This is a genomic window from Nocardia citri, from assembly GCF_054065835.1.
Map to the genome: position 1 here is coordinate 37749 of NZ_JBSUQM010000023.1, position 17458 is coordinate 55206.

The window sequence follows — 17458 nt, forward strand, 5'->3', positions numbered from 1 at the left end:
GCTGTATGTGGCTTGTGCGAGGTCGTCAGTGGGTATGCGAGGACCCCGCCGCGCGATGATCGAAATTTGTCATCCACATGTGGGCAACCTCGCGGGTCACGGGTGGCCGCGCCGATGTAGGGGTTCCGTTGTCCGACCGCGCTCGTAGGATGGGCCGCGTGGAATCCCCCGATGCTTTCGCGGCCGTATCGACCGTCGGCGCCCCGGTTGCCGAATCCGGTGCGGCGCAAGAGGTTCTACGCCGGGTGTTCGGCTACGACAGCTTCCGCGGTGATCAGCGCGAGATCGTCGAGCATGTGGTCGGCGGCGGGGACGCGCTGGTGCTCATGCCCACCGGTGGTGGTAAGTCGCTGTGCTATCAGGTGCCCGCATTGGTGCGACCGGGCGTCGGCGTGGTGGTGTCGCCGCTGATCGCATTGATGCAGGATCAGGTGGACGCGCTCAGCGCGCTCGGCGTGCGCGCCGGATTCCTGAACTCGACGCAATTCCCGGATGAGCGGCGGATGGTCGAGGCACAGTTCGTCGCGGGGGAGTTGGATCTGCTGTATCTCGCGCCCGAGCGGCTACGCCTGGAGTCGACGGTGGCTTTGCTGGATCGCGGCGAGGTGGCGCTGTTCGCCATCGACGAGGCGCACTGTGTATCCCAGTGGGGCCACGATTTCCGGCCCGATTATCTGGCTCTGTCGATGCTGCACGAGCGCTGGCCGCAGGTGCCGCGCATCGCGCTTACCGCGACCGCGACGGCGAAGACCCGCGACGAGATCATCGAGCGCCTCGATCTCGGCGCGGCGCGACGTTTCGTCGCCAGTTTCGACCGGCCCAATATCCAGTACCGGATCGAACCCAAGAACCGACCGGATCGGCAGTTACTGGAATTCATCAAGACCGAGTACGCCGGGGACGCGGGCATCGTCTACTGCCTATCGCGCAATTCCGTGGAGAAGACCGCGGCCTTCCTCACCGAGAACGGCGTCGAGGCGGTGCCGTATCACGCGGGCCTGGATCCGCGTACCCGGGCCGCCAACCAGGCACGGTTCCTGCGCGAGGACGGCCTCGTCGTGGTCGCGACCATCGCCTTCGGCATGGGTATCGATAAGCCCGACGTCCGCTTCGTCGCTCACCTCGATCTGCCCAAGTCCGTGGAAGGCTACTACCAGGAGACGGGGCGAGCGGGCCGCGACGGCCTGCCGTCGACCGCGTGGATGGTCTACGGACTCGCCGATGTGGTCCAGCAACGCAAAATGATCGACTCCTCCGACGGCGACGCCACCCACCGCAGGCAATTGCAACTGCATCTCGACGCGATGCTCGCGCTGTGTGAAACGGTGTCCTGCAGGCGAACTCAGCTACTTGCCTACTTCGGACAGTCCGGGCAGCCGTGCGGCAACTGCGACACCTGCCTGACCGCACCGCAATCCTGGGACGGCACGGTGCCCGCACAGAAGGTGCTCTCCACGGTCCTGCGGCTCAAACGCGAACGCGGGCAGAGTTTCGGCGCCGGCCATATCGTCGATATTCTGCTCGGTAAGTCGAATCCCAAAGTGCTGCAACATGATCACCACGAGCTGAAGGTCTTCGGCATCGGCACCGATCTGCGTGATGTCGAATGGCGCGGTGTCATAAGGCAATTGCTCGCACAAGGTTTGCTCGCCGTGCACGGCGACTACGGCGTGCTCATCCTCACCGAGGCCAGCAACGAGGTGTTGTTCGACGGCCGGGAAGTGCTGTTGCGCCGCGAACCGGAGCGTGCGGTCAAACCGGCCAGGACACCCAAGGCGGCCAAGGGCAAGTCCCCGGCGGCCGATCTGGCTCACGTGGACGTGCCGGTCTTCGAGAAGCTGCGGGAATGGCGGGCCGCGACGGCCAAACAACAGGGTGTACCCGCCTACGTCGTATTCCACGACGCGACGCTTCGGGAGATCACCGCACGCAAGCCCGCGAGCCTGTCCGAACTCGGAACGGTCGGCGGTGTCGGTGAGAACAAATTGGCCAAGTACGGCGAGGGAGTACTCGCCGTGCTGGCCGGCGAGTCAGAAGAAGGCTGAACGACAGCCTGCTCGGGCTGCGTGGGCTGCGGGCGCGGCTACCGCAGCCTTCACACGCCGAATTGCCTGAATCGCAACAAAATTGCCCGGCGCAGAATCGGTTCGGCGGCTACCGTGCACGATATGCATTCCGGTGATGGCCCCACCGACGACGGGCCCGATCTGGGCGGACCGCCGTCCACGGATCCTGGCGATCCGTTGCCGTATCGGCGCGGCACCCACGACCCCGCGGTGGAATCCGTCTGGTTGCGCCGCAGGCCGTCACCGCCGCTTCGGCGCGGCGTGCCGCGCATAACCACGGTCTTGCTGGTCGCGGCCTTCATCGCGGTGCTCATGCTGTATCTCATGGTCCGTCCGGGTGGCTAGCGGAACAGGCCCGGAATAAACCGGTTGCCGAGTCACTTAGAGTTGACCGTTATGAAGGAGAAGGGGCGCAAGGTCATCGCGACCAACCGCCGGGCGCGGCACAACTACACCATCCTGGACATCTACGAGGCCGGGATCGCGCTGGTCGGTACCGAGGTCAAGAGTCTGCGCGAGGGTAAGGCCTCGTTGGTGGACGCCTTCGCGACCGTCGACAACGGTGAGGTGTGGCTGCGGGGTCTGCACATTCCCGAGTTCAGCCACGGCACCTGGACCAACCATTCACCACGCCGGGTGCGCAAGCTGTTGCTGCACAAGCGTGAGATCGAGCGACTGGTCGGCAAATCGCGCGAGGGCAACCAGACCCTGGTGCCGCTGTCGATGTACTTCTCCGACGGCAAGGTCAAGGTCGAACTCGCGCTCGCCAAAGGTAAGCAGGACTACGACAAGCGACAGGATATGGCCAGGCGCACCGCCGAGCGCGAGGTCACCCGAGAATTGGGGCGGCGGATCAAAGGCATGCGTTGACCGCTGTGCTACTGGCGCTGGTGGCGGCGGTCGGCTACGGCGTGAGTGATTTCTTCGGTGGTGTTGCGTCGCGGCGGGTCACGGCCCTGCGTGTTGTGGTCGTCTCCTATCCGATGTCGGCGCTGTTCGTCCTTATGCTGATACCGCTGATAGGTGGCACCCCGGACACCGCATCGATGCTGTGGGGGCTGGCGGCCGGTGTGGCGGGCGGCTTCGCGGTGTGGTGGTTCTATGCCGCGCTGGCCAGCGGCCCGATGGCGGTCGTGTCGCCGTTGACGGCCCTGCTGGTAGCCGGCATTCCGGTGCTGGTCGGTCTGGTGCTCGGCGAGCGCCCCGGTCCGCTCGCCATCGCCGGCATCGTGTTCGCACTCGGCGCGGTGTACCTGGTAAGTCGCGAGTCGCCCGATGACATCACCGAGGAGATCACCGGCGGGCGTGAGCTGCGCTTCACCAGGAAGGTCGCGTTGCTCACCATCGGCTCGGGCGCGGCCTTCGGAATCGCCTTCGTCTTCCTGCACGAAACCAACGCGAGCGCCGGGGTCTGGCCGCTGCTGGCCCAACGTGGCACGGCGAGTCCGATGATCTGGCTGATCGCGTTGTCGGCGGGAGAGTTCCGGCCGCTGCGCGGTGAACCGCTGCGGTTGGCGACCTATATCGCGGTGCTGGACACCACGGCCAATGCCGCACTGCTCTACGCCTTCCACGGTTCGCTGCTCTCGCTGGTCAGCGTGATCGGCTCGCTGTACCCCGCCGCGACCGTCCTGCTGGCGATGGTCTTGCTCGGTGAGCGGGTCGGTCGGCAGCAGCGGGCTGGGATGGTGTTGGCGCTCGCCTCGGTCGGGTTGATCGCGGCGGCCTGATCGGTTGGCTCGGGTTTCGTTCGCGGTATACAGAGCGAATGGTGCGGCTGGATATGCGGCAGTGACATCGTGGCGTGATGCGTCCGACACTGTTTTCCCGCAGGTCAGCCCACTGAAGTCAGGTGTGGGGATAAATGGAATGAACCCGGCGTGGCCGAGTGTTAACATAACTAGCCCGACAAGGTGTCGGGGCGTGCGGGGCTGAACGGTTTCGACTGCGTACGTTGATTTAGGGGAAGCGTGTCGGTGCAGGCAAGAGACCACCGTAAGCGTCGTTGCAACCAATTAAGCGCCGATTCCAATCAGCGCGAGTACGCCCTCGCTGCCTAAGTAGCAGGCGTCTCTGTCAGTCCGGGTTCGTCCCTCGACCCGGGTACTGGCATCAGCTAGAGGGAATTACCGTCCGACTCGGTCGCGGAGCCGGACGGGACATCCAACAGCGACTGGGATCGTCATCCGAGCTTGTTCGCGAGACCCGGAGATCCGAGCAGAGACCTAGCGAACTGCACACGGAGAAGCCCTGAAGACGCGGCGGAGGACCCGGGTTCGATTCCCGGCAGCTCCACTCACGAAGAGCCCGGCCGGATGGCCGGGCTCTTCGGTATTTCGGGGTAGGTCCCGGCCGCGCTGGGTGATAGTCGGAAACCGGACCGGGGCTTGTCGTTTCGGTGGATCCTCTGACCTATATGCAGATGCCGCCGAGGTTCACTGCGGTGACGTTGGTGTATCCGGCCGCCGGTTGGTAGTCGGGGAGGCCGTCGTAGTAGACGGCGCTGACGACGTGCTGGCCCGCGATATCCGGAATCCAGAGGATGTTCGCGGTGCCGTTGGAGACCGGCACGGTCCCGACGATGTTCCCGCCGAGGCCGGGTAGGCGACTCGTGAATTCGACGACGCCGCGATCCACCGGTGTGCCATCGGGCCGCAACACCGTCGCCTGTGCAGTCCGCCCACAGCCGACCGCCGCGATACTGTTCGCGCCGAGTGACAAGCCGGTCATCGTCACCGACAACGTCGGGGCGACGGTCGCATTCGCTTGGGGTGCCAAGGTTGTAGGTACTGCCAGACACGCCGCCGCCAGCGCCACACCGGCCGCGCCGCGCGAGAGTCCGCCCATCATGCCCGCCTTTCGCTGTGCCGACCGAGCCCCGCATGGCCCGGCATAGGCGTCGCACGGTACCTGAGACCCGGATCATATCGATGCAGGCCGCGCCGAAAACCCCGAAGTCCAGTGGTCAACGGTCCGGTGCATCTCATCGACGCCGCGCACCGCGCCGCCGTGCAGTTCACGACCAGATGGGCGGCCCGGACCAGCCATCCGTCGCGGGATTCCGAGGCGTCAGCGGTCGTCATGATCGGCGCCGTATTCGATGACAAACACACGCAGTGGACTTATTCGCAGTCGCCGCTCGGCGTCGACGAGGACCGGTTCATCGCCTACTGGGTGGACTACTGCTACGACCTGCCCGCGGTTCGAGCTGACGGTTGCCCGGCATTCACGCCCTGAATCGTGTCGCGCGGAGTTAGTGTTGCAGCGCGCTACACAGCCACATTTCAGCAAACCTCGAACGGAGCGTTATGGGGCACAGGACAGGTATCGCCGCGTGCGTTGCGGCCGCGTTGTTGATTGTTGCGGGCTGTGGAACGTCGACGGACTCCAGTGGAACTTCCGCGCAATCGACCGCGCAGGGAGCCGAGCCCGCGTACGCCGCCGCTCTCAGGCCGGTGATAACCACGCTGATGAAGGACAATGTCATTCCGGGCGCCGTCGTGGTCGTCAAATCGCCTGAGCAAGGCAATTGGGCTGCGGCGTTCGGTACCCGAGCCATCGACTCGAGCGAGCCGATGAAGGTCGACGATTACTTTCGCATCGGCAGTAATACGAAGACGATGACGTCGACGGTCATCCTGCGGTTGGCGCAGGATGGAAAGCTCTCGCTCGACGACCCCATCGACAAGTATTGGCCCGGCGTGCCGAACGGTGATCGGATCACGATCGCTCAGCTGAACGAAATGCGCAGCGGGCTATACAGTTACACCTTCGACCCGCGGTTCAATGCCGCGCTCGACAACGAACCGCAGAAGGTATGGGCGCCGGAGGAATTGCTGGCCATCGCGTTCGCGCATCCGGTGAACTTCCAACCCGGCGAGAAGTTCGAGTACAGCAATACCAACTTCATCCTGCTCGGCCTGGTCATCGAAAAGCTCACGAAAATGACGGCGGCCGAGAGCTTTCAGAAGCACATCTTCGAACCACTCGGCCTCGAGCACACATCACTGCCTGCGCCCACGGACTCCTCGATACCGGATCCACATCCCCAGGGCTATGCCTTCGGCACCAATGTCTCCACGATCGACACGTACGCACTTGCCCCTGCGGAACAAGCCGACGCCGTTGCGGGCACCCTGAAACCGAGTAACCAGACAAACATCAATGTGTCCTGGGCGTGGACCGCGGGTGGTGCGATCTCGACGGCCGACGATATGGCGACGTATGTGAAGGCGCTCGTCGGCGGTGGCCTGCTCGATGCGACGATGCAGAAGATTCGGCTGGACAGCATTCAGCCGATCGATCCGGCCGATCCGGACCAAGCCGGATACGGTCTCGGCATTGTGCGATTCGGTACGCACCTCATCGGACACGACGGTCAGCTCCCGGGATTCATGACCTTCATGGGACACGACCCGGCGTCGGACCTCACGATCGTGGTCGCCACGAACCTCGCGACGGTTCCGTCGAGTGAGGGGTCGGCCCTGGTATTGGTCAAAGGCATGCTGCCGACCTTCTACGGCGCCAATGCCCTGCCGGGGAAGGACCCGGCCGCGGCGAGCACCGGCGCAAGTCCGACGAGCACCACCCAGACGACCGCCCCCGGTCGATGACATGAAGGTGATGTCGGATGGATGAGATCGATGTATTCATCGCGGGCGGCGGTCCGATCCGGCTGACAGTGGTGCTCGGGTTGTGTCGCGGGAGAGTTACGTGCCGCATCATCGACCCATCCCCGGAACCGCCGCGGTACGCGAAAGCCGTTGGTATTCAACCCCGTAGGCTGGAAGATCGCATCGGCGGGCAAGACCGGGTGCCATGGCGAGCCGGGCCGGCGATGCGCGCACCCTGACCTCAGCGATCCGAAGCGGCCGGTCCAGGTCAACGCGGACCGCGAAGGGGCCGCGCAGCAGTACAAGGACGGCGGTAAGCCTGCCGTATCGGGCTGCGGAGTCGACGTTCTGGTGGACCGCCTAACGACTGTGCGGCAGGATGCCGAGGGTCACGACCAGACCGGCCGAGATGCATCCGGCGGACGCCGCGGTGGTCGCGAAGGATCGGGTGATGGTGGCGATGCCGGCCACGAAAATCAGGCAGGTTACCGCGGCCAGCAGCGCAGTTCCGCGATCGACACCGCCGGGGCGGTGAAATCGCTTGTGCGTCACTGTCATGTTCACCGGATACCCAGACCGTCGAGTTATGAAACTGTTATCGACCGCGACAGGCCGAATCTCATTCCGTGACAACTGTCGTCTTCGGTGCGTCTCTAGTGGTAGTACTGGCAAATGGGCAATGACGAGATGGACGCGGACCTGATCGAACTCGCCACGAGGATCTTCGATCTAGCTCGGCACGGTAATGCCGAGCAGCTCACGGCGTATCTCGATGCCGGTGTCCCGGTGAACCTCACCAACGACAACGGCGACACGCTGCTCATGCTGGCCGCCTACCACGGTCATCAGGACGCTGTCCAGGTGCTGCTCGCCCGCGATGCCGATCCGAATCGGGCCAATGACAAGGGACAGACGCCGCTGGCCGGTGCCGTCTTCAAGGGCGAGACCGAGATCCTGCGGGCCTTGCTCGCCGCGGGTGCGGATCCGGATGCCGGGACACCGTCCGCGCGCGCCGCGGCCGCCATGTTCGGCAAGAACGATCTGCTGAGCTTGTTCGGTGCGTCCTGACCGTTGGCCGGTTGTCATGAGCAAGAACGCCGATTCGGCCGCGTTCGTGCGGGTCGGTATAGTCGCCGCGGATGAGTAGTGTCACCACGCCAGATAGGTCGAAGCCCGTGAACCGAAGATTCGGGCACGCGGTGTGGTTGGTGCCGGTGCTGCTCGTCGCCTTCGCCACGTGGTGTCTGACGGCGCCGCTGTGGCCGTTGCACCGGATCACCGGTGGGTTCATCGACCTGCAGGTGTATCGGCTCGGTATCGAGGCGCTGCGCGACGGCGCGGATATGTACGGTCAGCTGCCGCAGACCACCATCGGTATCGGCCTGCCGTTCATCTATCCGCCGTTCGCCGCGCTGGTGCTGAGTCCGTTCGCACTGCTGCCATGGGACGCCGCGGCCTCAACCTTCTTCATCTCCTCGACGCTCGCGCTGGCCGTGACGCTGTATCTGGTCGCGCGGCGACGCTGGCCCGACCGCAGCGGATTGCGGCTCGCGCTGCTCGCCACTTCCTGTGCGACACCGCTGGCCATGCTGTTGGAGCCGGTCCGCTCGACGCTGGACTTCGGTCAGGTGAATCTGCTGCTGATGGTGCTGGTCGCCGCGGACGCGTTGACCGCGAAGCCGAAGTGGCGGCGCGGCATGCTGGTCGGCGTGGCCGCCGCGATCAAGCTGACACCGGCCGCATTCGTGCTCTACTTCCTGGTGCGCCGGGATTACCGCGCCGCGGCCACGGCCGCGATCACCGGTGCGGTGGCGACCGCGCTCAGCTTCGCGATCTTGCCCAAGGAATCGGTCACCTACTGGTTCGGCGGACTCGGCAATGTTTCCGGACTCAGCGGCTCCTCCTTCCATACCAATCAGTCGATCCAGGCCGTGCTCGCCCGATTCGGTGTGGAGAAGCCGCTGTTCACCGTGCTATGGCTGGTGTTGAGTGCGGCGCTGCTGGTGCTGGTGGTCCCGGCTATGCGGCAGGCCGCCGAGGTGCCCGCGCTCGCGCTGTCGATCAATGCCGTCTTCACCCTGCTGGTATCGCCGATCTCCTGGTCACACCACTGGGTGATGATCGCGCCCGCGGTATTCGCGATGGTCTGCTATGCGACCACACTGCCGCGCGGTCGGGCGATCGGTTGGTATGTGGCGATCGTGCTCACCACCGCGGCATTCGTCTATGGGCCGCAGAACTGGCTGCCCGGCGACGACAGACGCGAATTGGCTTGGACGCCTTGGCAACACCTGTGGGGCAACACCTACGTGTGGTTGAGCGTGTTGCTGGTCATCGCGTATCTGATTGCCGGCAGGCGGGCGAAGTCGCAAGCGGGCGAAGCCGATTCCGCGTCGAAGGATATCGCTCTCGTCGATCTGGCAGGTCCTCGCCCGGCGGCCTGACCCTTTCTGGGACGCCGGGTTTCGGGACGGAGGGCGCCGCGTGGTCGCGATCGATATCGAACGGAATCCGAAGTCGGCGCTGTCGACTCGTTGTTTGTAGGTATTACGAGATGGCCGCCGATTCGGTTCGGGGTCGTTTCGGATTCTTGCCGAGTTGGCGCTGCCTACCGCCCGGGTGAGACTGGGACCGAGCGGGGCAGCCACCGGTCATTGAACGGAACAGTTCTGAGACCAGAGGTAGGTGTTCGATGAGACTTCCCTGAGAAAACCTCGGCCGCGTCAGCTGTCCGGCGCGCGGCGCGCCGTAGGCTGGTGCAATCAGGCGCGGACCTTCCTGCTCGAGCGGGCGGCGGCCGCGCAGGAGGAGAGCGAAAAGGGGCGTGGCCCAGGCAAGGTCGTGCTCGACGTGAGCTGATCTCGTCTCAGAACGCCTTGTTGCGAACGACAACCGGCGTACCATCTCTTCTTGCCGTGTGCCGCTGCGAGCCGCGGTAAAGAGGAGGACGGGCGCGATGGCTGGTAGCCCATCGGCTGACGGAACGGGCCGCGGTGTGCTCGACGCGGGTTTCCAGATTCTGGAGGCCATTTCGGCGGCACCGGAGGGTTGTGGGCTCTCGCAACTGGCCCGCAGCACCGGATTGGCCAAGGCCACCGCATATCGGTTGGCCGAGCAGTTGGTGGCGCTCGGTGCCGTACAGCGGGTGGAGCAGCGGTATTTCGTCGGTGAGCGGATGGCGGAGCTGGGCCGGCATTGGCAGGCCGCGCCGATCCTGCGTCGGGCCGCGCAACGGCCCGCCCGGGTGCTGGCGGCATTGACGAATTCGACTGTCGCGGTGTGCATTCTGGATGCGGACGGGGTTCAGTTGGTCTCCGGGATCAAGGGTGCTGAATTCTTTCTCAATTCCGCCGCGGATCCGGAGCTGATCTATCGCACCGCCTTGGCGCAGGTGCTCTTCGCGGGACGGGCGGACAATACCGTCCCGCCCCCGACCTACTCCGCCGCCGAATGGCAGCGCGTATGCTCCGGAATCGTCGATGCCGGAATGGTTTCCGTCGATCACCACAAACTGATCCCCGGGATCTGTTGTGCGGCGGCGGCAATCCGGCAACCGGATATGTGCGATGCGGCCGCGATCGGCTGTATCGCACTGTCTCAACAATTTCCACCGAATCTGCCCGGGCTGATCGCGCATATCGCACGCGAAATCGAGAAGAATCTTCGCTGATCGGTTCGTTCAGTGGACCGTGCCGTTCTGCATGCTCGGCACGGGAACCAGGATAGGTGAGCTGTCGAACGCTGTGAGTAAGGGCGATCAACCGATGCAGAATTCCGATCTCTGGGGCCACCGCTACATCTCATCATCCGTGACCGAGAATGGCCGACCACGATTCCTGGTCCGCGGCACCCGGATCACCCTGTGGTTCGTCGACGAAACCCGCCGCCTGTCCGCCCATGCGGGCGCCAATACCTCGATGTTCGAGGTGGATCCCGACAGCGGCGTCTTGAAAACCCGATGCCCGTTTTCCACCGTTCTGTCCTACCCGCCGGAATTCGCCGACCAGGACACCTGGCTCAAAGAATTCCTGCTTCTCGCACCCGCGTGGACCACGAGCAACGGCACGCTCATCCTCAGCGACGACCGGATCCGGATCGAACTGCAACAGACCGCCGACCGTCCCTGATCGCTATGTCGCCGGAATGAGGAAGCTCTCGACAACTCGGCGGAACTCGCCGCAGTCGGCAATGTCGGTGTGGTGACGGTGTTTACGTACTTCACCTGGGGTGCGCACGAGGTGAGTGGTTTCGTAACGGGTGTGGTACCCGCGCTTCCGGTGGTGTACGGCGCAGGTGCGCCCACACCGGCTATCGCGGTCAATGCCGCCGGATTCCAGCTCCTCGCCGGATTCGCGGGCCGCATCGGCAGCTGGGCCATCGACGACGGACCGGGACTTCTTTCGGTCTATTCGATCGCCACCGTGCTCACAGTATCGGGCTCGGCGCTGGCGCTACACATGCCGCGGTGTGCCGCGACGGAATCAAGCTGACCGGTACGTCGATGAATCCGATTGCTGCACAATCTGTCTCGAGTCGAGCCGCTATTATCTGGCTAGGCGCTTACCAGCGTCGCAGATATCAGAAGAGGGGTACGACTGTGAGCATGATTCTCGCCGCGGCACATGACACGTATGGAGCAGTCCTGGCCCAACTCGGCAACCCGACACCTCAGGCGCCGCCCCTCGCGGACAAGATCCTGCAGATGGTGCGCTATTTCACCTGGTTCGTCCTGCTGGCGGGCATTACCGCCATCACCTACGCGGGCGGTCGGTTCGCCTGGGAGAAGTGGTCCGGTGGTGGCCTGCAGTCGCCGAAGATGGTGGCGGGAGCCATGATCGGCGGCGTCGTCGCCACCAGCGCGGGCACCATCATGAATGCCGTGATCGGCACCTAGGAACACCATTTGATGGAGCAGCCCATGCTCGGCCGATGCGGCTCGGGCACGGGTGTTCCGGTAAGTACCGCCTCCACTGCGGCGCGTAATGCGTTGCCGGTCACCGGCTTACCGTTGCCCGGGGTCGATTCGTCGAATGCGCCGCGGTAGGCGAGTTCCAACTGTGCGTCGTAGAGGAAGAAGTCCGGCGTGCACGCGGCCCGGAAGGCTCGACCCACCTGCTGTGTTTCATCGATCAGGTAGGGAAACCGCCAACCGGCGCGATCGGCTTGGGCCCGCAGATGCTCCGGCCCGTCATCCGGGTAGGCATCGGCGTCGTTGGTGCAGATCGCCACCGTCGGAATCGTCAGCGTGGCGAGCACCTCGCCGAGTCTCGACTCGAGGTGCCGCACGTATGGGCAGTGGTTGCAGGCGAAGATCACCAGTAGCCCCGGCCCGTCCCTGTAGTCGGCGCGGGAGTGGCGGTGACCGTCGAGGTCGGGCAGGGCGAAGGCCGGGGCGGGTGTTCCGATCGGGACCATCAGGGATTGGACCGACATGAGGTGCCTCCATCCGAGTCGATATCGAGCCTAGTGCGCCCGGCCCGATTCACCGCGCCAGATCGGCCGCATCGGTATTGGCCCCGCACAGTACGACGCAGACCCGTTCACCGGCCTCGGGACGATAGGCGCCGGTGGCCAGCGCCGCGACCGCAGTGGCGGCAGCGTGTTCTACGGCCAGGCGGCGGTCCTGCCACAGTGCCAGCCGGGCCGCGATGATATCGGCGTCGGGGACGAGCACCGAGGTCACGTCATAATGCTGGGCCGCGTGCAACGCCAGTTCGGTGGCGCGGCGGGCACCGAGGGAATCGGCGGCGACCGAATCGACCGGCGCGTCGACGATCTGTCCGGCCTGGATCGCATCGTGCAGTGCCCGGCAGCGTTCCGGTTCCACCGCGATCGTCCGCACACCGTAGTGGTCCGCGGCCGTGGCGACCCCGGCGAACAGACCGCCGCCGCCGACCGCGACGACGACGGTGTCGAGGCGGGGGAGCAGTTGATGGATCTCCACCATCAGGGTGCCCGCACCGGCCGCGATGTAGGGATCGTCGTAGGCATGTGAAGGCAAAGCGCCACTGCTGTCGGCGAATTCGTGACAGGCGGCGAGTGCGTCGGCGTATTCGGTACCGATCAGGCGGACCTGCGCGCCATAGCCGCGCAGCCGCTCGACCTTCACCATCGGCGCGGTGGTCGGCAGGAATACCGTCGCCCGCACGTCCTGTTCGCGGGCCGCCCACGCACACGCTAATCCGGCGTTGCCGCCGGATGCGATGGTTACGCCGGCATCCGGCAGGGTCCCGTCGTCCAGATGCGCCTGGATGAAGCTTCGGGCTCCACGGGCCTTGAACGAGCCGGTGTGCTGCATGAATTCCAGTGCGAGCCACAGCTTGCCGGTTGTCGCCACCGGGTCACAGGGTGCCACGGCGACCGGCCGCACATGTCCGGCGATCCGATCCGCGGCGGCCTTCACATCGCCGTAGCTCAACTCCATTCGCAGTCCTGTCCGCGGTCCCGACAGATCATCTTGTCCAGCGCATCAGGCGCTGGGGAACGCCCGACGCAGAAGTCCGAGCAGATCGGTGAGATGGCGGTCGTAGGCCGCCTGATCGAAGACGGGGGTGTCGCGCATGGTGAAGCCGTGGCGGGTATTCGGGTAGACCACCGAGGTGTAGCGGACCCGCGCCGCGTCGAGGGCCTTTTCCAAACGGGCGATCTGCTCGGGCGGTATCGAATCATCTTGGCTCGCATGCGCGATCAATAATTCGGCGGTAATGCCCGCAGCGGTGTGGTGCGGGCTGTCGGGTTGTTCGTCGACCGCCAGGCGGCCGCCGTGGAAACTGGCGGCCGCCGCGATGCGATTCCCGAATGCACCCGCGGCGCGCAAGGCGAGTCTGCCGCCCATGCAATATCCGGCCACCGCCACCGGGCCCGGCGCCACGAACTCGGCGGCGGTCAGCCAATCGAGATAGGTTCGCGCGTCCAGCAATGCCTTTTCCGGTGTGAGCGCCGCTCGCGCCGGGCCAAGTGCGACAAAGAATTTCGCATGCCCTTCCGGATCGGTGGAATCGGGCATCGGGAGCACCGGCGCGGGCCCGGTTCGGTAGAAGATGTTGGGTGCCAACACGGTGTAGCCGTTGGCCGCGATGGCTTGCATCATTTCGCGCAGCCAAGGCCGCAGGCCATAGGCGTCCATATTGAACAGCACGCCGGGATGCGCGGCGCCGTCATCGGGTCGGGCCAGGTAGGCATCGGCATTGCCGTCGGCGGTGCGGACATCGAGGGTGCTGAATGCGACGGGCATCGTCATGAGCATCAGGCTATCGGAGATTTTCGATATCCGCCGAGTCCTGTTATTCGCGAACAAATCGCCGATTTGCCCGCCATGTAGTCTGCGTCCATCTGGAAGTTGTAGTCATGCTCTGTCGAAGAGAGGTTGACCGGTGAAACTGATCTGGATGGCGGTGACTGCGTTTGTCGCCGTTGCCGTGGTGGGATGCTCCGATGACAAGTCCACGATGGCCGCGTCGAGTTCGCCCGCACCATCGGAAACGAGTTCGGTCGGTGCGACACCGGCCGAAATCGAAGAGCAGGGCAGCGGTGTGCGGATTCCGTTGGGGGACACCAAGAAAGTACCGATTCCCGCCGATGCCGTAATGGATATCAAGGTGCCCGTCGACTGGGGCGTGGCGAGCGCGAGCCTACGCTGCGCGGTAACCGACAGCACCGGACGCAACGAAGACCTCCGTTCCACCGATACCAAAAAGCAGGAAACAATCGGCGGGCAAGAGTGGATGACGCTTTGGACCTTTTCCTCGCCCCCAGGCGCCGAGGTCACCGTCGGATGTAAGGATCCGGATTCGAAAATCGCCCAGGGCGACGATCGCACGATCTGGGTCATCCCGCGCGGCATCGTGCACTGAACCCGTGCGGAGACTCCAGCGCGCGGGTGCGCAACTCGGAATCCGCATAGTGCGTGTCTGCTCGGCAGTTGGTCCGGTCTATTCGATGGAACGGATCCTGGCCTGCGGCCACTTCGTGCCGCAGAAGCGGCCGCAGTGGCCGGCCGGCTGGTGACCTTCCTCGGCTGAGTGACGAGGTGACCCGGGTAGCCTCGGATTCGTGGCAGAGGTAGCGCCGGAATATCGGGAGCGGCCGTCGCGGGTCCCGGGTGCCGTGGTGTGGACGAATACCATTGCCACCGGGCCCGCGGCATTACCAGTGTTGCCGGATGGCTGTATGGATCTGCTGTGGAGTAATGGCAGGTTGCTGGTGGCAGGTCCGGACACTCGGGCGTATCAGGCCGATGGTGCGGCGGGGGCTCGGTGGGTCGGAATTCGATTCGCACCGGGGAGTGCGCCCGCACTGCTCGGGGTGCCCGCGCAGGAGTTGCGCGACAAACGGGTCGAGTTGGCTGACCTGTGGCCCGCCGCGACCGTTCGGCGGCTCGCGGAACAGGTTGGGGCGGCAGCGGATCGGCCCGCCGCATTGGAGGCGATCGCAATGCGCCGGGCCTACGACACCGACCCGCCCGACCCGGTATTGCGGCGGATCGTCGTCGCGCTGGACGCCGGATGGTCGGTCGCGGCCACGGCCGAGGCCGTGGGGCTCGGTGCGCGGGTATTGCACCGACGCTGTCTCGCGGCCTTCGGCTATGGGCCCAAGACATTGGCGCGCATCCTGCGGCTACAGCGGGCGCTCGCGGTGGCCCGCAGCGGTGTGCCGCTCGCGGACACCGCGTTTCGCACCGGATTCGCCGATCAGGCGCACCTCGCGCGTGATGTGCGTGAACTGGCCGGAATGCCGTTGAGCGAGTTGCTCACCCGCGCATAATGACGGCTCAATCGGATAGCGGGGCGTACAGATCGACGCTGTTGCCGTCCGGATCCAGGATCGTCGCGTAGCGCTGGCCCCAGAGCGCGTCCCATGGCTTCAGTTCGCCGCGGTATCCGGCATCGATGAGTTCGCTGTAGAGCGCGTCGACCTCGGCCGGATTCGCGCACTGGAATGCCAGCCCGAGCCGGCCCGTGGTCGTCGGCGGCTGCCAGTCGGAGTGGAAGGACTTGATCACGGCCTCGGTATCCAGAGTCAGGCGCATACCGCCGGGCAGCGTGGCCTCGAGATGCCGGTCATCGTCCGCGCCCGGGAACTCGAGACCCAGGCGTCGATAGAAGGCGAGCGAGGCGCCCATATCGCTGACGACAATGCCGATGACATTGAGTTGTGGAGTCATATCCGCAGCGTATGCCGCACTTCGGCGGTCGTCTTGAACAAATCGGACTCAGCAGGCGGTCGCCGGGATCAGTTCCGCGATCAGATTCTCTACCAGGATGCGGATCCGGTCGCGGACCGAGCGCACGATGGCGATGTCCTCGCCGGTCGCATCGGGCAGCATCCAGTCGCGGTAGCTGATACCGGGGAAGAACGGACACGCGTCACCGCAGCCCATGGTGACGACGACATCGGACATGGCAACCGCGTCCACGGTCAGCAGCTTCGGTGCCTGCTCCGAAATATCGATATCGAGTTCGGCCATGACCGCGACGGCGGCCGGATTGATGACCTCGGCGGGCGCGCTGCCGGCGGAGTGCACATCTATGCGGTCGCCGGCGAGCGCATCGAGGAATCCGGCAGCCATTTGCGACCGGCCCGCATTGTGGACACAGACGAACAGCACGCTGGGCTTGTGAGCCATGTGCGGGAATACCTTTCGGGCTGGTGAATCGGAGCGGTGCCGTGGTGGGGATGTCTGGGCGCAATGTCGGGATTATCGGGCAACGGCTGCACCGGTCTGCGTCGTAGGGTGCGTGATACGTATACCAGGACGAGCGGAATGTGTTTCGCGACGAGGGGGTGACTTTGCCCGCCAAGGCATCTCGAGGACCGTCGCGCGAGAGTTGTTGCCGCACGCGGGATATCGACCGAGAAGAAACCGGCCGGTCAGGAAGTTTGCGTTTTGCCTGGATACGACGCGGCCCGCAGGTGCGGGAGCGGCAACCGTGGGCCGAGGACGCGCGTCGTGCGTGGCAGGCGTCACACAGGACGCAGATCGCTCATCTGTGGGCTCGGCTGACGCATGCCCCTAGGCTGATTAGATATGACGACCGACTGGCGCAACCGCGACGGGCGGATCGGCGTCCTCACCGGCGCGGGCATCTCCACCGATTCCGGCATTCCCGACTTCCGCGGCCCCCGCGGTGTGTGGACGAAAGATCCCATCGCCGAACTGTTGTCGACCTACGATGCCTACCTCGCCGATCCGGAGCTGCGTAAACGCTCCTGGCTGGCCCGGCGCGACAATCCGGCCTGGCAGGCTGAACCCAATGCCGCGCACACCGCGCTGGCCGATCTGGAGCGCGCCGGACGCACCATCACGATCATCACCCAGAACATTGATCGGCTGCACCAGCGCGCCGGATCCTCACCTGGCCGAGTGATCGAAATCCACGGCAATATGTTCGAAGTCGTCTGTATCGGTTGCCAATACCAGACCAGCATGGCCGCCACACTGGCGCGGGTGGCCGCGGGTGAGCCGGATCCGCCGTGTCCGGCCTGCGGCGGCATTCTCAAATCCGCGACCATCATGTTCGGTCAGCAGATGGATCGCGGCACCATGACCAAGGCCGCGCTGACCGCGGAGGCCAGCGATATCTTCCTGGCCGTCGGTTCTTCGCTGCAGGTGGAGCCCGCCGCTTCGATGTGCGCGATCGCGGTCGACAGCGGCGCGGATCTGGTCATCGTCAATGCCGAACCGACGCCTTATGACAGCATCGCCACCGAGGTCATCCGTGAACCCATCGGCACGGCCCTCCCGCGCCTGGTCGCCGAGATATTGGCCAGCTGACCACG

Annotated in this window: 23 protein-coding genes and 1 other RNA gene; 17 read left to right on the forward strand and 7 right to left on the reverse strand. The window is 65.0% G+C overall.

Annotation, left to right across the window (positions count from 1 at the left end):
* The first annotated feature begins 158 nt into the window (after positions 1-158).
* The 5 genes from recQ to ssrA all read left to right on the forward strand — a co-directional run bounded on the left by recQ (position 159) and on the right by ssrA (position 4364).
* Positions 159-2045, forward strand: a complete 1887-nt coding sequence (gene recQ, locus ACW2Q0_RS24675) for a DNA helicase RecQ (RefSeq protein ID WP_457193285.1) — start codon at positions 159-161, stop codon at positions 2043-2045.
* Between the two features lie 114 nt (positions 2046-2159).
* A complete protein-coding gene (locus ACW2Q0_RS24680; RefSeq protein WP_457193286.1) occupies positions 2160-2411 on the forward strand; it encodes a hypothetical protein in 252 nt (83 codons plus the stop codon).
* 51 nt (positions 2412-2462) lie between these two features.
* Entirely contained in the window at positions 2463-2936 is a 474-nt protein-coding gene (smpB, locus tag ACW2Q0_RS24685) for an SsrA-binding protein SmpB (RefSeq protein ID WP_364508176.1), read from the forward strand.
* 20 nt (positions 2937-2956) lie between these two features.
* Complete coding sequence (locus ACW2Q0_RS24690; RefSeq protein WP_457193343.1) at positions 2957-3796, forward strand: EamA family transporter; 840 nt, start codon at positions 2957-2959, stop codon at positions 3794-3796.
* Positions 3797-3993: 197 nt separating this feature from the next.
* Positions 3994-4364: a transfer-messenger RNA gene (ssrA, locus tag ACW2Q0_RS24695) on the forward strand.
* 114 nt (positions 4365-4478) lie between these two features.
* Here ssrA and ACW2Q0_RS24700 read toward each other — a convergent pair.
* A complete protein-coding gene (locus ACW2Q0_RS24700; protein ID WP_457193287.1) occupies positions 4479-4913 on the reverse strand; it encodes a hypothetical protein in 435 nt (144 codons plus the stop codon).
* Positions 4914-5027: 114 nt separating this feature from the next.
* On the opposite strand from ACW2Q0_RS24700, the gene ACW2Q0_RS24705 reads away from it, so the two are divergent.
* Entirely contained in the window at positions 5028-5303 is a 276-nt protein-coding gene (locus tag ACW2Q0_RS24705; RefSeq protein WP_457193288.1) for a hypothetical protein, read from the forward strand.
* Positions 5304-5374: 71 nt separating this feature from the next.
* Complete coding sequence (locus ACW2Q0_RS24710; protein ID WP_457193289.1) at positions 5375-6679, forward strand: serine hydrolase domain-containing protein; 1305 nt, start codon at positions 5375-5377, stop codon at positions 6677-6679.
* Positions 6680-7039: 360 nt separating this feature from the next.
* Here ACW2Q0_RS24710 and ACW2Q0_RS24715 read toward each other — a convergent pair whose 3' ends face one another.
* The gene (locus ACW2Q0_RS24715; RefSeq protein ID WP_457193290.1) at positions 7040-7237 is read right to left on the reverse strand and encodes a hypothetical protein; all 198 of its coding nucleotides are present in this window, start codon (positions 7235-7237) and stop codon (positions 7040-7042) included.
* A 114-nt stretch (positions 7238-7351) separates the two neighbouring features.
* On the opposite strand from ACW2Q0_RS24715, the gene ACW2Q0_RS24720 reads away from it, so the two are divergent.
* The 7 genes from ACW2Q0_RS24720 (at position 7352) to ACW2Q0_RS24750 (ending at position 11573) form a co-directional block, all read left to right on the forward strand.
* Positions 7352-7747 carry an ankyrin repeat domain-containing protein gene (locus tag ACW2Q0_RS24720; RefSeq protein WP_457193291.1) on the forward strand — a complete coding sequence of 132 codons (396 nt, stop codon included), beginning with the start codon at positions 7352-7354 and terminating at the stop codon, positions 7745-7747.
* Positions 7748-7854: 107 nt separating this feature from the next.
* Positions 7855-9123, forward strand: a complete 1269-nt coding sequence (locus ACW2Q0_RS24725) for a glycosyltransferase 87 family protein (protein WP_457193292.1) — start codon at positions 7855-7857, stop codon at positions 9121-9123.
* A gap of 241 nt (positions 9124-9364) precedes the next feature.
* Entirely contained in the window at positions 9365-9538 is a 174-nt protein-coding gene (locus ACW2Q0_RS24730; RefSeq protein WP_457193293.1) for a hypothetical protein, read from the forward strand.
* A 97-nt stretch (positions 9539-9635) separates the two neighbouring features.
* The gene (locus ACW2Q0_RS24735; RefSeq protein WP_457193294.1) at positions 9636-10349 is read left to right on the forward strand and encodes an IclR family transcriptional regulator; all 714 of its coding nucleotides are present in this window, start codon (positions 9636-9638) and stop codon (positions 10347-10349) included.
* 94 nt (positions 10350-10443) lie between these two features.
* Positions 10444-10806 carry a hypothetical protein gene (locus tag ACW2Q0_RS24740; RefSeq protein ID WP_457193295.1) on the forward strand — a complete coding sequence of 121 codons (363 nt, stop codon included), beginning with the start codon at positions 10444-10446 and terminating at the stop codon, positions 10804-10806.
* 72 nt (positions 10807-10878) lie between these two features.
* A complete protein-coding gene (locus ACW2Q0_RS24745) occupies positions 10879-11169 on the forward strand; it encodes a hypothetical protein (protein ID WP_457193296.1) in 291 nt (96 codons plus the stop codon).
* Between the two features lie 113 nt (positions 11170-11282).
* On the forward strand, positions 11283-11573 hold the full coding sequence (locus ACW2Q0_RS24750) for a hypothetical protein (protein ID WP_457193344.1): 291 nt from the start codon (positions 11283-11285) through the stop codon (positions 11571-11573).
* On the opposite strand, the gene ACW2Q0_RS24755 is transcribed toward ACW2Q0_RS24750, so the two are convergent.
* Genes ACW2Q0_RS24755 through ACW2Q0_RS24765 form a run of 3 tightly spaced genes read right to left on the reverse strand, consistent with a single transcriptional unit; the run spans position 11570 to position 13919 of the window.
* Positions 11570-12112 (reverse strand): thioredoxin family protein, encoded by a 543-nt coding sequence (locus tag ACW2Q0_RS24755; RefSeq protein WP_457193297.1) that lies wholly within the window; start codon positions 12110-12112, stop codon positions 11570-11572. The two genes, ACW2Q0_RS24750 and ACW2Q0_RS24755, sit on opposite strands and share 4 nt — an antisense overlap.
* 49 nt (positions 12113-12161) lie before the next feature.
* Positions 12162-13103 carry a serine/threonine dehydratase gene (locus ACW2Q0_RS24760; protein ID WP_457193298.1) on the reverse strand — a complete coding sequence of 314 codons (942 nt, stop codon included), beginning with the start codon at positions 13101-13103 and terminating at the stop codon, positions 12162-12164.
* A gap of 45 nt (positions 13104-13148) precedes the next feature.
* On the reverse strand, positions 13149-13919 hold the full coding sequence (locus tag ACW2Q0_RS24765) for a dienelactone hydrolase family protein (protein WP_457193299.1): 771 nt from the start codon (positions 13917-13919) through the stop codon (positions 13149-13151).
* 133 nt (positions 13920-14052) lie between these two features.
* On the opposite strand from ACW2Q0_RS24765, the gene ACW2Q0_RS24770 reads away from it, so the two are divergent.
* The gene (locus ACW2Q0_RS24770; RefSeq protein WP_457193300.1) at positions 14053-14532 is read left to right on the forward strand and encodes a hypothetical protein; all 480 of its coding nucleotides are present in this window, start codon (positions 14053-14055) and stop codon (positions 14530-14532) included.
* A 199-nt stretch (positions 14533-14731) separates the two neighbouring features.
* Positions 14732-15442, forward strand: a complete 711-nt coding sequence (locus ACW2Q0_RS24775; protein WP_457193301.1) for a helix-turn-helix domain-containing protein — start codon at positions 14732-14734, stop codon at positions 15440-15442.
* Between the two features lie 7 nt (positions 15443-15449).
* Here the strand turns inward: ACW2Q0_RS24775 and ACW2Q0_RS24780 are convergent, their stop codons facing one another.
* A complete protein-coding gene (locus ACW2Q0_RS24780) occupies positions 15450-15842 on the reverse strand; it encodes a VOC family protein (RefSeq protein WP_457193302.1) in 393 nt (130 codons plus the stop codon).
* A gap of 48 nt (positions 15843-15890) precedes the next feature.
* Positions 15891-16304: an arsenate reductase ArsC gene (locus ACW2Q0_RS24785; RefSeq protein ID WP_457193303.1), complete on the reverse strand. Its 414-nt coding sequence runs from the start codon at positions 16302-16304 to the stop codon at positions 15891-15893.
* A gap of 402 nt (positions 16305-16706) precedes the next feature.
* On the opposite strand from ACW2Q0_RS24785, the gene ACW2Q0_RS24790 reads away from it, so the two are divergent.
* Positions 16707-17453 carry an SIR2 family NAD-dependent protein deacylase gene (locus tag ACW2Q0_RS24790; protein ID WP_457193304.1) on the forward strand — a complete coding sequence of 249 codons (747 nt, stop codon included), beginning with the start codon at positions 16707-16709 and terminating at the stop codon, positions 17451-17453.
* Positions 17454-17458: the final 5 nt, after the last annotated feature.

Bases quoted from the DNA above. Each gene is read 5' to 3' on its own strand.
- ACW2Q0_RS24710 (WP_457193289.1), top strand. From the start codon at position 5,375: ATGGGGCACAGGACAGGTATCGCCGCGTGCGTTGCGGCCGCGTTGTTG.
- ACW2Q0_RS24785 (WP_457193303.1), bottom strand. From the start codon at position 16,304: ATGGCTCACAAGCCCAGCGTGCTGTTCGTCTGTGTCCACAATGCGGGC.
- ACW2Q0_RS24740 (WP_457193295.1), top strand. From the start codon at position 10,444: ATGCAGAATTCCGATCTCTGGGGCCACCGCTACATCTCATCATCCGTG.
- ACW2Q0_RS24720 (WP_457193291.1), top strand. From the start codon at position 7,352: ATGGGCAATGACGAGATGGACGCGGACCTGATCGAACTCGCCACGAGG.
- ACW2Q0_RS24765 (WP_457193299.1), bottom strand. From the start codon at position 13,919: ATGACGATGCCCGTCGCATTCAGCACCCTCGATGTCCGCACCGCCGAC.
- ACW2Q0_RS24735 (WP_457193294.1), top strand. From the start codon at position 9,636: ATGGCTGGTAGCCCATCGGCTGACGGAACGGGCCGCGGTGTGCTCGAC.
- ACW2Q0_RS24715 (WP_457193290.1), bottom strand. From the start codon at position 7,237: ATGACAGTGACGCACAAGCGATTTCACCGCCCCGGCGGTGTCGATCGC.
- smpB (WP_364508176.1), top strand. From the start codon at position 2,463: ATGAAGGAGAAGGGGCGCAAGGTCATCGCGACCAACCGCCGGGCGCGG.
- ACW2Q0_RS24780 (WP_457193302.1), bottom strand. From the start codon at position 15,842: ATGACTCCACAACTCAATGTCATCGGCATTGTCGTCAGCGATATGGGC.
- ACW2Q0_RS24755 (WP_457193297.1), bottom strand. From the start codon at position 12,112: ATGTCGGTCCAATCCCTGATGGTCCCGATCGGAACACCCGCCCCGGCC.
- ACW2Q0_RS24790 (WP_457193304.1), top strand. From the start codon at position 16,707: ATGACGACCGACTGGCGCAACCGCGACGGGCGGATCGGCGTCCTCACC.
- ACW2Q0_RS24750 (WP_457193344.1), top strand. From the start codon at position 11,283: ATGATTCTCGCCGCGGCACATGACACGTATGGAGCAGTCCTGGCCCAA.
- ACW2Q0_RS24700 (WP_457193287.1), bottom strand. From the start codon at position 4,913: ATGGGCGGACTCTCGCGCGGCGCGGCCGGTGTGGCGCTGGCGGCGGCG.
- ACW2Q0_RS24760 (WP_457193298.1), bottom strand. From the start codon at position 13,103: ATGGAGTTGAGCTACGGCGATGTGAAGGCCGCCGCGGATCGGATCGCC.